This is a genomic window from uncultured Draconibacterium sp. (assembly GCF_913060805.1).
Taxonomy (GTDB): Bacteria; Bacteroidota; Bacteroidia; order Bacteroidales; family Prolixibacteraceae; genus Draconibacterium.
Genome location: NZ_CAJXTC010000047.1, coordinates 1 through 15,436 on the forward strand (window position 1 = coordinate 1; position 15,436 = coordinate 15,436).

A 15,436-nucleotide genomic window follows, 5' to 3' on the forward strand; every position below is an offset into this window, starting at 1 on the left:
ATTCCGATCGACAAATACATGGTTGGGAACTGGGAATTGGATGAACAAAAGGATGTTACTCTTAAATTCTCTTACAAGCACGATGAAAACGATTTGATTTTCTCAGAGAGATGGACGGATATATCAGACCGTTTAAGCGATTTGAAGGAGCCAGTATACAACTGGTCTGAATTGCCAAATGTAGAAGATCCTCAGCTGGGGGATATCCGCTACCTTACAAGCCTGGATGTATATGCTGAATATAAACTAATGAATATATCAGAACCGGATCCAGTTGGCGGGAGTGAAGTATTAACCGATGCGCTTGGATGGCAACATTTCTCAATCGGATTTCAACCGGGTTTTTACAATCCGGATAAAACCGAAGAAGAAGAAATAAAAACTTGTTTCAGTACTATAATCTGCGATCCTTACCCCATGGTTTTTCAACCTGGTAATTTGGAAGGTATCAGGTTTGCGTTCCAGAAGTTTGAACCACGTCTCTTATTTTACAGAGGTAACAATATTGCATTAAATTCTACCTCCAACCTTTCTCTCTCGTGGGATAAGGAAGAAGTAGGGCTCTTTGCAAAAAGGTGGGCAAAATGGAATCGATTCTGGAGCAAAAGACAACCGGTTACAAGACAGGCTCAATTACCTCTTAATCTTATAACACACATAAAGGAGAACATCACAAGTAAACTATCTAGCAAAGAAGGAGAATTTATAATTGAAGAAATGGAGACTGAATTCACCCTGAATAGTGTTGGCCCAACTCTTATTAGAGGCTATAAAATATAACAAGATCGATACTGTAATCCCCTAATACTCCCCCATTACGGTTTTTTCATAGACTAACCTGCATAACCTCATATGCCGGAAGACATTCGTTTTTTATATCCCCACAACTTAGTCTGCAACGTATACAGAAGACTGATTCACCTATACAAATACCGTATTTAATTACAGAATAAATATTAGCAAGATTGAACAGTCTCTCAGCATATAATGCAAAATCAAGTAATCGTAATTACGAAACTGTTTTAGGGCGGCGCGGGGTATTTAAAAAGAGAATGTCAGAAGCACTCACCTCTTTTGCAGCTAAAAGACTGATTTTCAAACACAACACTTTTTTGCCATGTCAGTGGATCTTTTTATTTAAAAACATTATAAATAGCACGGTAACTTAACAGAGATTTAAGCGCAAAAAAAGCCTAATATTAAAGGTTTGAAGGACATGATTTCATGGTACTTTTTAATCGATTAGTCTACAAATAACTCTTCGAAAGGAAAATGCTTTCTCAGAAATTCTAAATTAGCATCTGTCTCAGATCCAACCTCTACCAAGTCATGTATATGCTCATCCACCTCTCTTTGAAAATTAACATTGTAAGTAATATGTAGGTGCTTTATCAATTTTGAATAAAGCTCAACCTCCTTCAATCCATATGCAGATGAAAATATCTTTGGCATTTTTCTTTTTGGGAAAAACCTTATCCTGGGGAATCCGATTCTTTTTACATTGTCCGGGTGAAATCCAAAACCAAGAAAAACAATATTATCGCACCTTCTCACTTCAGATTGGAATTGTTCAAACATCGTCATCTCATCGACTTCAAAAATAATTTTGATATTATCCGCAGCATTTCTCAATTCACCGGCTGTAACAATTGAGCTTTTATGACCAAAATTCATATTTCCAAGCGTACCGTGTAAATGGTTTATCGGAATTTTAGCTAGATAATTATTTAAATCTAACCCTTCATATCCATACAAATTGGCTGCAGATGTTCTAAGAAAATACTCAAGAGAACGATCGTAATTAAAAGTATAAAAAGAAAAACTATACAAGTCTTCTTTGTGCGAGTTAATCTGGTTCCAAAAAAACTGATACCAATCTCCTTTCATTTTTTTACCCTTTAGTGCTCTATGTTCAGCCTCTAATAAATGCCAAACTATAGCCATTTTCCCAATATCTATAAACTCTCTTCTATAGTTCAAAAAAGCATCGATAGAATAGGTCTGAGAAGCGTTTAGCGTCTCTCTAAAATTTATTAAATCAGTTAAAGAAAACTCATTTATCAATAAATCTGCGAGCGGCTTTTTGGTAAAATGTTCCTCTCCCCCTCGATAAAAAGAAGGACTAATAGATTCTATAATTTGTGCTACTAACTGGGATCCGGAAGGGAACCCGTAAGGAATACTCGCACCGGCGCCAAGTACAAAAACTGTTTTGGTAGGCATAATAATGATTTTTATTGATAAATATAGCGTAAAATCTCTTTTGTACTAATCAGGTAGAACAATGGCAATCTTATATAAAAACAGAAAGAGCTACCAAAACAGCCAATAAAAAAGAGCTAATAAATTGATTATCAGCTCTTTAATAGTAGTCCCGACGGGAATCGAACCCATATCTACAGTTTAGGAAACTGCTATTCTATCCGTTGAACTACGGGACCGTAAATGTGGCGCAAAAGTAGTTAAAAACCTGAATCCCGACAAATCAGTCTAAAATATTGTTGCTCTGTTCTTATTCACTATAATCTGAATCATTATCTTTGCACCTCAGTTTAAACGAACAAGGATGTTAGACAAGATCAAAGCGTTACAGGAAGAAATCGACACTATTGTAGCTTCAAGCAAGGAAGAGGTAGAGGAGCTACGTATAAAATATATCAGCAAAAAGGGATTGATCGGCCAATTATTCAACGACTTCAAAACTGTTCCTGCCGAACAGAAAAAGGAGGTTGGACAGGCCATTAATACGCTTAAAACTTTCGCTTTAGAAAAAATTAACACACTAAAAGAAGGTTTTGAGAACAATGGTAGCGAGTCTGCCGGACAGGATTTGACCATGCCGGGCGAGCCCATGAAACTGGGAACCCGCCACCCACTGTCGCTGGTTAAAAACGAGATTATCGGAATTTTTGCCCGTCTTGGATTTACCGTTGCCGAAGGCCCTGAAATTGAAGACGACTGGCATGTGTTTTCAGCTTTGAACTTTCCACCGGAGCACCCTGCCCGCGATATGCAGGATACTTTCTTTATTGAAAAAGATCCGGATGTGCTGTTGCGTACCCACACTTCAAGTGTACAGATTCGTGTTATGGAGCGCACCCAGCCGCCTATCCGTGCTATTTTCCCGGGACGTGTTTTCCGTAACGAAGCAATTTCTGCACGTTCGCACTGCATATTCCACCAAATTGAAGGATTGTATGTTGACGAGAATGTTTCGTTTGCCGACCTGAAACAAACATTGTTGCAGTTTGCCAAAGAGCTGTTTGGCGAAGACACTAAAATCCGTCTGCGCCCGTCGTACTTTCCATTTACGGAGCCAAGTGCCGAAATGGATGTGAGCTGCTCGATTTGTGGTGGCAAAGGATGTAATGTTTGTAAATACACCGGCTGGCTCGAAATTCTGGGCTGCGGAATGGTTGATCCAAACGTATTGGAACTTTGTAATATCGATAGCCGAAAATATACAGGATTTGCATTTGGAATGGGTATCGAACGTATTACCATGTTGCGTTACGGAATTAAAGACATCCGACATTTCTTCGAAAACGATGTACGATTCTTAAAACAATTCGAGTCGGCAACTTAGACAAAAACAATTCGAAAAATGATATTGAAAGGAGCTCAAAAAGCTCCTTTTTTTGGTGCATTACGGCCTTATTCTTGCGATACTTTTAGTAAGAATATTCTGTTCCATTCTGTAACTGCCACGTTAACACGAATTTAACAAACAGCCCACCGAAAACCTGCTTTTTGGCCTATTTAGTAAAAAAGCCGTAGCTTTGCAGCATACTTTTTAGTCTTTTATTAGACACGGGAAGATAAAATTAGAAACAGCCCAATCCTGTAGAACACAGAAAATAACAATTAAAATATGTATGATTTTTTGGATGGGCAACTAAATAAATACCGAATGGAAACGAAAGCAAATCAGAATCAGATCGTCATTAAGATGAATACTGAGAATGAGAAAAAAATGCTGCCATTAAACTTTATTTTTACACTGGCGGCAGGTGCTATTGCCGGAATGGCAATTATTTTCAGTCTCTTCTGGGGATTGGAAAAGTTATTAGGAATGTAACCTACGTATTATAGAACAGAAAAGGCTCGCAATTGCGAGCCTTTTTTTATTTTCGGCTATCCTCTTAATCCAATCCTGCATACCCATTTATATGATATTCCTGTAGAAAATGCACAATGTAGAGACGCACGGCCGTGCGTCTCTACATTGTGCATAACAATCAACGATACATATCATCCATTTCCCAATTTTTAGGATTGGATTTTATGTAATTTTTTATTTTCCAATATTCTCTTTCATTTCGAATTATCCTATCGTGATAGCTTGCCTGCCACAACTTATTATCTCTGTTATATTTTGGGATATCCAGGTGTTTTAAATCAATATAATTATCGATCGCGTTTGTTGATCCTGACTTAAATCCGGCAACAAATGATGACAACGATTTTGGTTTTCTTTTGAATTCAATATCAACAGGTTCCGATTGCCACCGAATATTCTTTTCTAGGGATGCAAGGCCTTGCGTTTGAACATTGGAACCATGCATCTCTTCAGTTTGGTCATAATTGTTTTTTATAATTAACAATCCGTGCAAGTGATTGGGCATTATTATAAATTCATCTAAAAATAACTCCTTACGGATTGAAAAAGATTTTAACCATTCTTCTTTTATCAATTTCCCAAATTCCGATAATATCACTTCTTCATCCTTTACGGTACCTAATATACAATCTCTACCTTGAATTACCAGGGTGACAAAATACATCCCGTCACCTGAATAATCATATCCCCGCAAACGATGTGATTCTATTCGAAATGTGTTATTGAATTTATCCATTTTATTCTATCCAACGCCTTCGCTTTTAAAAAGAACAGCCAGCCGTCTTTGTTGAGACGCACGGCCGTGCGTCTCTCACAGTTAATCCAACACCTTTTCAATCGCTTCCAATTCCTCAACCGAAAAACTACGATTCTTAAGCATTTCCACATTGTCATCAATTTGTTTTACCGAGCTGGCGCCGATAAGCACCGAGGTAATTCGTTTATCGCGTAAAATCCAGGCCAGTGCCATTTGTGCCAGCGACTGACCTCGCTCCTGAGCAATAGCATTCAAAGCCACAATTTTATCGTGTGCCGTATCAACATGTTCTTTTTTTAGAAAAACTTCGCGGGTTGCTCTTGATCCTTCGGGAATTCCTTTCAAATATTTATTGGTAAGCAAACCCTGGGCAAGTGGCGAAAACGGTATACAACCAATTCCTTCGTCTTCCAAAACATCCAGAAGGCCGTCTTCCACCCAACGCTCAAACATCGAATAACGTGGCTGATGAATCAAACAAGGCGTTCCCAGTTCTTTCAAAATTTGCGCAGCTTCTTTCGCCATGTCGGCCGGATAATTTGAAATACCCACGTACAGCGCTTTTCCCGAACGAACTGCCCGGTCGAGCGCCATCATGGTTTCTTCAAGCGGCGTATCAGGATCGGGACGGTGCGAATAAAAAATATCCACATATTCCAGTCCCATTCGTTTTAAACTCTGGTCGAGGCTGGCCAGCACATATTTGCGGCTCCCCCATTCGCCATAAGGTCCGGGCCACATCAGGTAACCGGCTTTGCTCGAAATAATCAGCTCATCGCGGTAAGCACTAAAATCCTGCTTCAAAATCTTACCAAAATTTTCTTCGGCCGATCCCGGAGGCGGGCCATAATTGTTGGCCAAATCAAAATGTGTGATGCCTAAATCAAAAGCCCGGTGCAACATCGCCCGGCCATTTTCAAACACATCAATTCCGCCAAAGTTATGCCACAAACCCAGCGAAACAGCAGGCAGTTTCAGCCCCCATTTTCCGCAGCGGTTGTACTGCATTTCATCGTATCTCGATTCTTTTGGAACATAGGTCATACTATTAAATTTAATTGGTTATTGCTAAAATGCTTTCAGAGTCGTCTGTAAACAAATCCAATTGCATCGCTTAAAGTTAATCTTCTTTTGCCATTTCTCTAAATCAATACACAATCATTACATGCAGCCGCCTTTTCGAAAATACGGCCTGTGCAAGATTTCAGTCATTTTCTGAAACTAATCGGTCTTAAAACCATATAAATAATATAGAAACTAAAATCGAATAGCCATGAGTGAAAAACTAGTTACTATTGTAGTATTACCTCTGGCGCGCGCCCATATTTTGAAAATGCGTTTGGAGGAAAAAGGAATTAAATGCGAACTGGAAGATGTGCATTTAATTGAAGGAGCAGCCACCTCAACCGTTCGGGTTAAAATTCTGGAAAACGACCTGAACGAGGCCTTTAAAGAAGTTGATTTATTGCTTGGATTAAAATCGGGGAAACAGAAAAAAGTGGGTAAACCCGGCCTTATCCTTGTTCCAATCGACTTTTCCGCCGTATCGGAAAAAGCCGTGGAAATGGCTTTTAACATTGCCGAACACCTGAATGCTAAACTGGTAATTATGCACTCGTACATTAGTCCGGTGCGCTTTTCAATTCCCTACGGCGACATTTACCCTTACGACACCACGCTGTTAAAACAAACCGAGGATGCCGAAGAAGAAGCCAACCAGCAGTTTAAAAATTTCCTAGCACCATTGGTATCAAGTATCGGCGCGGATAACTGGGAGAAAGTAAATCCGGAATATATTGTTAAGCCGGGATACGCCGAAGAGGACATTCTGGCCTTTGCCAACGAACAACCTACACGACTGATTGTACTTGGCCGCGGTGGCGATAAAACATGGCCCGGCACAGTGGGCAGCGTTACCGCCGACGTAATGTACAACGCACCCGTTCCGGTGTTGGTTATTCCGGAAGAAATGGAAACAAAACCGGTTGATGCCTTTAAAGAGGTGTTGTATGCCACTAATTTCGATGAAAAGGATTTTACGGCACTCGATAAACTAATGAACATTGTAAAATCCTACGAAGTAAGAGTGGTTTGTGCGCACGTTGGACTTCCCGACGAATATGGCTGGGACATTGCCCGACTGGAAGGAATGAAAGATATTTTGAACAAGAAATACGAGAAAAAGGAATTTGAGTGCAAACTGATTATGGGGAACGATGTTTTAGATACACTTGAAAGTACGATTAAAAACGACCCGGTGGATATTCTGGCACTCACCACGCATAAACGAGGAATGATTTCGCGACTTTTCAACCCAAGTTTAGCGCGTAAAATGGTGTTCCATGCAGAAATTCCGCTGTTGGTATTTCACGCTTAAAATGGCATAAAAAATAACGGATCTGTCAATACGCCGTTAACGGGAACTTACTCATAATAGTTGGTTCCCGTTTTCTGTTATCACTCAACAAAACCACTATCCATAATGATTTTAAATGCTGACAATTTTCTATCTTTCACACAAAATTGTTAAACTCGTTACCAGTTTTATTGTTTAGGTAGCTAAAGAGACTGTCGGATTGTAACAAGAACGAAAGCCTTTTTTATTGCGACTAACAGATAAAACCAGAACTCAAAAAAACGTGAACACTAATGAATAAAAGAATAAAGCTATTAATTAGCGTTATTTTTACCCTCTCATTATCAACTCTTAATACTGCTTTAGTAATAGGTGCTACTACCACACAGGCCGACAGTTTGCGCCAGGTAATTCAAAATAAACAGGGCGCGGAAAAAATAAATGCACAGCTTGATTTGGCGATGTATTATATGGGAGAGGATAACGACCAGGCGCTGGCACTTGCCCAAACAGCACTAACGGCAGCAAAAAAGCGAAACAGCAAATCGTTGCAAATGCGATCATTTCTGGCTCTCGGACGTATTTATCACGACCTTAACAACGCCGATCGTTCGCAGGCCTATTACGACAGCGCTTTGCCCATTGCTTACCAGCTCGATGATTACTGGTATCAAAGCGATATATTTTTACGAACCGGTATTAACCAACACACCAGTGGCGATCACTTAAAAGCGCTGCAATCGTTTAACCTGTCTATTCAAACAGGTCGACAGTCGAAAAATTATCGTGCTGTTGGTGCTGCCTATTCAATGATGGGAACCGTTTTCCGGGTAAACGGCTTATACGACCGCGCCACTGAATACATTATTAAAGCGCGGCTGAATTACGAAAAAGCCGGTTTTACTGAAGGTTATGCCTGGTCGGCCTACCTACTTGGGCGTATTTATGCCGATCTTCGTCTTTTGGATAAAGCGATGGAATATTACATGCTTTCGCTTGAAACCTACGAAGAACTGGCGCAAAAAGACCAGAACAAAAACGGAATTGTAATTTGCTACGAACAGATTGGGATCTTAAATTTACTGCTGGGAAATACTGACGAAGCGCGTAAATACATCGAAAATACTTTGCAAATTTTCGAAGAGAGTGGTTCGAGATACGGAATTTCAAATGCCTATAAAAACCTGGGCCGCATCGAATATGCATCAGGGAACTACGCACTGGCCGAAAAATACCTGAAACAATCGCTGAACTCGAAAATCGAACTTAACGATTTTCTCAGCCAACCTTCCCTTTATTTATATATTGGTTTGTGCTATATCGACACCGACCGAACCAATGAAGGACTATCCAGTATTCAAAAAGGACTGGACCAGGCGATTATCAATAATCAAAAACGTATTCAGCTCGATATTTATTCAAAACTCAGCGAAATCTACCTCAATCTTAACGACCTTGACAAAGCCCTCTCTTGTCAGCAGCAGCAAATCAACATTCAGGACTCTATGCTTTTTGGAGCTGCCAATATAAAACTCGAACAGCTGCAGGGAATTTACGAACTGGATGCAAAAAACAGCCAGATTGCAGCATTGGAGCAACAAAACGAGATTAACAGGCTGGAACTGCGGCAACATCGCACATCACGAATTTTAATGATAATCGCTGTTTTGCTCGCCATTATTATTGCCGGCATTATTTATATTTTCTACCAGCGTCTGCGCCAAAAAAATAATCAATTGGAGGAGGCGAACCTCACAAAAGATAAGTTCTTTGCCATTATTGCCCACGATCTTCGGGGCCCGGTTCACACACAAACGGCATTTCTCGACCACCTCCACCAGGAATTTGATGCGCTGGAAAAAGATGAGCTTAAAAAGCTGCTCAAACTCCTTGTATCAGCATCAGAAAACATCAGCGATTTGCTCGATAACCTGTTACTTTGGGCACAATCGCAGGTGAAAAAGATGGAGGTAAATACTGAAAAACTTGAGTTGAAAGGTGTGATTCAAAATACAGTCGAAAAACTGCAACAATCGGCGAGTTTAAAACAAATAGCCATTTCGCTTGATACTGACAATCAGCTAAAAGTTTTGTCGGATGCCAACATGCTTCAAACCATTATCCGAAACATTGTTAGTAACGCCATAAAGTTTACTCCGCGCGGAGGGTCAATTTCGGTTAAAACTTTCGCCTCGGCACAAAAAGAAGTTACCATAAAAATTACCGACACCGGACTGGGAATGGATTCTGAGAAATTGAATCAGCTATTCGATATCAGCTCTAAAAGTCATTCGCAAGGAACTGAAAATGAAAAAAGCAACGGACTGGGCCTTATACTTGTAAAAGATTTTGTTGAGAAAAACAATGGCTCGATAAACATTGAAAGCGAAAAAGGAAAAGGTACTTCGGTTATTGTTACACTTCCGCAGGCCTAACGTAAATACAGATTACCGCAGCAATCCCATTCAGCATAAAACAAAGCGATTACTTCCCATATAACTCAAGGAAATAATCGCTTTGCATTTAAACTTTCTTTTGCTCAATCACTCGTATTCCGGAAAATCATTCGACAGCATTACCAAAGCTTTCTCCAAACGCTGGTAAAGATGATTGATGTGTGTTCCGTCGTAGGACTCAAACTGGTGTTTAACATGCATCTCATTCAAATGCTGATCGAACAGTTGGTTGGGAGGATACATCATCAGGTCATCACTCATGCCACAATCGAAATATACGGTTTTCAGCTTTTTTAAGCCTGTTCTGTATTTTGTTGACAGGGCCATCAAATTTTGTTGATCTGTTTTATTCATCAACTCCTCATTCATTATGGGTACACCGTCAACAAAAGTAAAGGGCAAATCGGCTAAATATGGAGGGTTGGCAGGATTGGGCAACCAGGCTTGCATGAGGAAATATACACTGTTATTTACAAATTTATAGGGCTGCATCGGATCGTACGGTATCGGTCCTGCCGGTGCCCCCATCGGCTCCCACATTTCATCTTCAACTGGCATCATCGACGCCATAGCCATCAACGTTTCGCGAGGGAAATGAGCAGGCGATAATGCTGCTGCATAACGAAATATATCGGGATGTTTCATAGCCAGTTTTAATGCGCCATAACCACCCGCGCAATGGCCGGTTATGGCCCTCCAGTTAAAGTGGGGAATGGTACGAAAATTACTGTCGATAAATTTCACAAGATCTTTGCAGATATAATCCTCGCATTTACCCAGTACTGGCGAGTTGGTATAAGACGACACCCCCAATAATGTTCGGGAATCGGGAAACACAATTATCGCCTCCTTCATTCCTTTGCTGTCGACCAGTTCGTTTAGCCAGTCTTCAAATTCAACTCCCGGATAATCAACCGATGCCTGCAGATTGGCCACCTGTTTGAAAATTTCGAAAGGTACCGGTTCCATCAACATCTTTCCCCAGGCAGGCATACCATGCAAAAAGTAAATTACAGGAAAATGTTTATCCGGATTGGCATAATAGCTTTTCGGCAAATACACATACACCGGTCGGTCGGCCGGGTCACCCAGAAGATTTCCTTCAAGTGCTTTGCTGTGCATGCTAGTGCTTACGATAGTTCCCTCTCCCACCACCGCTGCTTTTTCTGGCAGCAAAGCATCAGTGTCGGGCGCTTCAAATTCATCCTGGCAGGCAGGTAAAATGAATATGCTGAGCAAGATTAGAATTAAGATTTTTGTTTTCATTGTAGTACATTTTTTGGATTAAACTCATCTGCAATGTACTGTACAATGTTTCAACCGGCTTTCCGGTTTTTCCCAAATACTTCCTGAATTGTCCCGAGGGTTAATTGTAGCTTTTTTCGTTTTCGTGAAGCAGAAATTCTCGCGGACTTTCACCAAACTCCTCTTTAAAAACCTGGCTAAAGGTGCTTAAACTTTTCATTCCCACTTCGTAGCCCACTTCGGTAATATTCATTGATGAAGAACTTAACAACTGCTTTGCTTTCTGCATGCGCAACGAACGGATATAACGCGCTACCGACTGATTGGTAAGCGCCTTAAACTTGCGGTACAACTGCGATTTGCTCATGGCCATTTCCTCGCAAAGTTCAGGTATATTAAAATCCTCGTTGTTAAGGTTTTCGCTAATGGCAGAATTTAGTTTTTTCATAAAACGGTCTTCGCGCTGCATCAACGGATCGGTGCTGTAATCAAAGCCGTTGCCTTTACTAAATCGTTGGTAGAGTTTTTTACGCAGCTCGAGCAGTTTTTGCAGCCGCACCAACAATTCCTGCTGATTGAACGGTTTTACCACATAAGCATCGGCACCTTGCTCCAGCCCTTCAATGCGCGACGGAATATCGGCTTTTGCCGTTAGCAAAACAATGGGAATGTGACTGGTGCGAATATCTTCTTTGAGCTTTTTACAGAGCTCAAAACCATCCATTTCGGGCATCATTACATCGCTGATAATCGCGTCCGGAATTTCATTCACCGCCGTCTCGTAACCTTCCTTGCCATTTTTGGCCAACTCAATCTTAAAATAATCGCTGTAGCAGGCTTGCAAATAACCCAGAACATCGGGGTTGTCTTCAACTATCAATAAACGCTGTTTCCCTTTTTGTTGCACTTTGGCAGGATTCGTTGCTTCTAAAACTTCCTCTTGAGTTTCTGTTAGCAACTGTTCCTGATTTTCTTTTGCGCGTAGTGTGCTTGTAACGGGCAACTTCACCGTAAACACTGTCTCTTTATTCGGAATCGACTGCACCTGAATTGTTCCGTTCAACAAGGTAACCAGCTCGCGGGTAAGCGCTAATCCAATTCCTGCGCCTCCAACTTTTCGGGTATTTTTGTCATCAGCCTGGTAAAAACGTTCGAATATCTTATGCTGCTTTTCTGCAGGAATTCCAATACCGGTGTCGCTAATAACCATTTTCAACATTCCATTTTCAACCAGCACATGCATTTTTACTGATCCTCCGGCCGGCGTGAATTTTATGGCGTTGCCCAGCAAATTAGAAACGATAACTGTTGTTTTTTCCGGATCAAAATCCAGCACATAACTCTGCTTATCCGCATCAAAAGTCATTTTCAGCTTCTTCTCTTCGGCATAATATTCCTGCAATTGAAACACATAGCGCAAAAACGGAACAATGTTGGCGTGAATCTTTTTCACCGATAGATTTCCCGATTCCATTTTACTCAACTCGAGCAACTGATCGACCAGCTGCAACAGGCTTTTTCCATTTTTAATTATGGTATCGGCCTTGGCCCGACCGTTCTTAACTTTTTCCGAACGCAGCGAATCGGCCAGCCCCAAGATAACTGTTAACGGTGTGCGGAACTCGTGCGTAATGTTAGTATACAAGCGGGTTTTAGCCTCGTTCATTTCTTTCTGCCGTTGTGCTTCGCGCTCCTCCATTTTTGCAAACAGGTTTACGGCATAAAGACTAAAAAAGAAGATATATCCGGTAATAATAATCAGGCTTGCGAAAAAGAAAAGCAGGTTTTGTTGCGGGCTTAACGCCTGTTCTTTCGGGAAATAAGGATCAAAAATAAACAAGGCTAACATAGCTATTACAAACACAACGCTTACCGGCAAAATAAGCTTTGGTTTACGTAAAATTACCGAGCTGGTAACGGCCTGAATAGAAAGCAAAAACAAACCTCCGCAAGTTAACAATCCCCCCATGCGGGCCACATACACCGACGAAATTACGATCATCAGAATTTTAAACAGTTTGATTGCCAGGTCTATCTTCCGGGAGTAATAGAAAATGGTGGTCGACACACAAACTATGGGAATATAGATCAGACAGAACTCGAAGATCAGTTTGGCCGAGATAATCCATGAAACGATCAACATTATTGTTAAACCGGTAATGGCAAACAAGCCTTGCACCATCATGTATTTCTTCCCCAGCTTATCCCAGTCGCTTAACGTTTCGTTTTCGGTTAGACGCTGCAGGAAAAGCTCAAAGCGCTTAGAAAGTTGATTTAACCGTTGCATCGGTTTTGTTTTTAGTGCATTTGTAATTTAATGGTTTTCAGTGCTATTAAGATCCAACTGCTGTTCTTTTCCTTTATACTACATTTTTTTGAAAAGGTTGGACGCGCATAAGAAATATAGATTCTAAAGAAGAGCAAAATTGCCACTTTATTTTTTGCTGAGTTCGGCCTCGATCAAATCAATTAAAGGAATTAACCTGGTATTCACGCGATCCATGCGTCGGTTGAGCGAGTAGGCAAAAGTAAGCTCCTGGTTGGAAAGACTTAAAAACTCATCCGACTTCATTTTTTGCAGTGCACGTTCGTAATCTTTCTCATCGGGTTGATATTGTCCCTGAGGATTATAAGGAATCATGGAATTCACAAAAGTAGCGTACTCGCTGCGCAAGTTATCCATGTAGGTAATTGTTGTACTAATGGCGGTGTAATACTGTATGATCTGTAACTGCAAATCCTTGTTGCGAATCAGCTTTAGGTTTCCGGTGCTGATGATATCTTTGTAAGTACTGGATTCTTCAAAAACTGCTGCCCGACTTAATTTTCCACCTTTCCCGATGGCTGCCATAAATGCTGCCGTGTCATCAATTTCAATTCCATCTTTGACATACTTTCGGGCCAATTCCAGGCCCTCAACTTTTTCCGGATAATCTTTCTTCCAAAACACATTTAGAAACACAGAGTCGCTTCTCATTTCTCCCAAAAAATGTTCGAGGTATTCCAACTCCTTGAGTTGATCAATGCGATTCGAATTCCAATTGTTGATTTGTAATGCGATCAAAATCCCAATTACCACAAGTACAATTTCGCCAATGGCGTAACGCATGTATTTAGCGGCCCGGTTTTCGGCAGCCAGTTTGTAGCGTATATTGTTAAATAGTCTCATTTGCTGGTCTTTTTATTTTTTGAACTTATTATCAGGAAAACAACACTCAATACCACAATAAACAACGACACGGATAAGATTTCGCTGGCCGACAGATTTGACAGAAACCAAAGAATTGCCAGCACAGTAATAACCGGAATTGTCACTCCTCCGGGAATTCGGAAAGTACCCTTTGCCGGTTGGCTTCCCTTTTTGAAACGGAGTTTAATAACAGCCAGTACCACTCCCAGGTAAATCAGCAAAATTGAAGCACTTGAAATCAGTATCAACCAACTTAATCCACCAAGCGAAGCAAAGATGAAATCGATTAGTACGTAGACAATAATTGCAACATAAGGCGTGGCAAACTTTGGGTGTATTTTACTCAACATTTTCACCGGAATGAGACGGTCTTTGGCAGCTGCATACAATACCCGGGGAATACTCAGAATCTCGCTGCTTAGGTTTCCGAACATTGAAACTCCCATGCCAATAGTAATCAGCGTCAGTCCGGCCGGCCCCACAATTTTATTGGCTACCTGCCCCAATGTATTTTCCGAAGTCTCAGCCAAAGCCGGCCCCAAAATAGCCTGCGAAATCAGCTGAATAAAAATATAGAGAACAAGCACAAAGCCAATACTGAAAATAATAGCTCGTGGAATATTCTTTTGCGGATTACGAACTTCTCCACTCACCGACAGCGCTGATTCGGCACCCAAGAAAGCAAAAAATAAAAGGAGTGAACCCTCACCAATTTTATCGGCCGACGGGAAAGAATCCCAGGAAAGATTTGCAGAAGAAAGGTCTTTCACCCCAACCAAAAGAATAAAAACCAGCGGAATTACTTTTGCCAAAGTAATGAGTTTTACAATGCCAACTCCCTGCCTTACTCCCTTGATATTGATGTAACCAAGTACCGAAAAAATAAGGAAGAACAACAAAATCCGCATAAACTCAGCCTGCATAAATGGGAACAACGAACCTGCAACATCAGCAATGGCATTGGCAACTGCAGCATCGGCAGAAATGGTGGACAACAGAAATAAAAATGCCGCCAAAAATCCGGGATACCGGCCCCACACAATTTCGATGTAAGAATACGCGCCGCCGCTTACCGTGATCTTGCTTCCGATTTCGGCAAAACTCAGCATAATCATCATCATCAGGGCTCCGCAAAACAGGTAAGCCACAATGCTCATGTTTCCCATAACAGCCGCAACCGTGGCCGGAAGTATAAAGATTCCGGCACCAATAACGGTATTCACAATGTTGGCGGTTAATCCAAACAACCCGATCTCGCGGTGCAGTCTTTTATTCGTTGTATGTGATGGTTCCGACATAGTATAATTTTGCG

General features: G+C 41.0%; 12 protein-coding genes and 1 tRNA gene. 5 read left to right on the top strand and 8 right to left on the bottom strand.

What is annotated here, in order from left to right; genetic code table 11:
• Positions 1-780: hypothetical protein (locus tag QZ576_RS20130; protein ID WP_297100640.1), on the top strand; the 780-nt coding region annotated here is incomplete at its 5' end.
• A gap of 462 nt (positions 781-1,242) precedes the next feature.
• Here QZ576_RS20130 and QZ576_RS20135 read toward each other — a convergent pair.
• A complete protein-coding gene (locus tag QZ576_RS20135; RefSeq protein ID WP_297100643.1) occupies positions 1,243-2,223 on the bottom strand; it encodes an SIR2 family protein in 981 nt (326 codons plus the stop codon).
• Positions 2,224-2,369: 146 nt separating this feature from the next.
• A tRNA-Arg gene (locus QZ576_RS20140) sits at positions 2,370-2,441 on the bottom strand.
• Between the two features lie 125 nt (positions 2,442-2,566).
• Here QZ576_RS20140 and pheS point away from each other — a divergent pair.
• Together pheS and QZ576_RS20150 are read left to right on the top strand one after the other, a co-directional pair.
• Positions 2,567-3,586, top strand: coding sequence for a phenylalanine--tRNA ligase subunit alpha (pheS, locus tag QZ576_RS20145; RefSeq protein ID WP_297100646.1), 1,020 nt, complete (start codon positions 2,567-2,569; stop codon positions 3,584-3,586).
• 324 nt (positions 3,587-3,910) lie between these two features.
• Positions 3,911-4,078, top strand: coding sequence for a hypothetical protein (locus tag QZ576_RS20150; protein WP_297100649.1), 168 nt, complete (start codon positions 3,911-3,913; stop codon positions 4,076-4,078).
• 160 nt (positions 4,079-4,238) lie between these two features.
• Here the strand turns inward: QZ576_RS20150 and QZ576_RS20155 are convergent, their stop codons facing one another.
• Positions 4,239-4,856: a transposase gene (locus QZ576_RS20155; RefSeq protein WP_297100652.1), complete on the bottom strand. Its 618-nt coding sequence runs from the start codon at positions 4,854-4,856 to the stop codon at positions 4,239-4,241.
• An 81-nt stretch (positions 4,857-4,937) separates the two neighbouring features.
• A complete protein-coding gene (mgrA, locus tag QZ576_RS20160) occupies positions 4,938-5,921 on the bottom strand; it encodes an L-glyceraldehyde 3-phosphate reductase (protein ID WP_297100657.1) in 984 nt (327 codons plus the stop codon).
• Between the two features lie 229 nt (positions 5,922-6,150).
• On the opposite strand from mgrA, the gene QZ576_RS20165 reads away from it, so the two are divergent.
• Positions 6,151-7,254, top strand: coding sequence for a universal stress protein (locus QZ576_RS20165; RefSeq protein WP_297100660.1), 1,104 nt, complete (start codon positions 6,151-6,153; stop codon positions 7,252-7,254).
• Between the two features lie 272 nt (positions 7,255-7,526).
• A complete protein-coding gene (locus QZ576_RS20170) occupies positions 7,527-9,668 on the top strand; it encodes a tetratricopeptide repeat-containing sensor histidine kinase (RefSeq protein WP_297100662.1) in 2,142 nt (713 codons plus the stop codon).
• Between the two features lie 108 nt (positions 9,669-9,776).
• Here QZ576_RS20170 and QZ576_RS20175 read toward each other — a convergent pair whose 3' ends face one another.
• From QZ576_RS20175 to QZ576_RS20190, 4 genes are all read right to left on the bottom strand, one after another.
• Positions 9,777-10,955 carry an alpha/beta hydrolase-fold protein gene (locus tag QZ576_RS20175; protein ID WP_297100665.1) on the bottom strand — a complete coding sequence of 393 codons (1,179 nt, stop codon included), beginning with the start codon at positions 10,953-10,955 and terminating at the stop codon, positions 9,777-9,779.
• 100 nt (positions 10,956-11,055) lie between these two features.
• Positions 11,056-13,221, bottom strand: coding sequence for an ATP-binding protein (locus tag QZ576_RS20180; RefSeq protein ID WP_297100667.1), 2,166 nt, complete (start codon positions 13,219-13,221; stop codon positions 11,056-11,058).
• Positions 13,222-13,368: 147 nt separating this feature from the next.
• A complete protein-coding gene (locus tag QZ576_RS20185) occupies positions 13,369-14,103 on the bottom strand; it encodes a DUF6090 family protein (RefSeq protein WP_297100671.1) in 735 nt (244 codons plus the stop codon).
• Positions 14,100-15,422, bottom strand: a complete 1,323-nt coding sequence (locus QZ576_RS20190) for an APC family permease (RefSeq protein WP_297100674.1) — start codon at positions 15,420-15,422, stop codon at positions 14,100-14,102. The genes QZ576_RS20185 and QZ576_RS20190 overlap by 4 nt, the downstream gene beginning before the upstream one ends.
• Positions 15,423-15,436 lie beyond the last annotated feature (14 nt).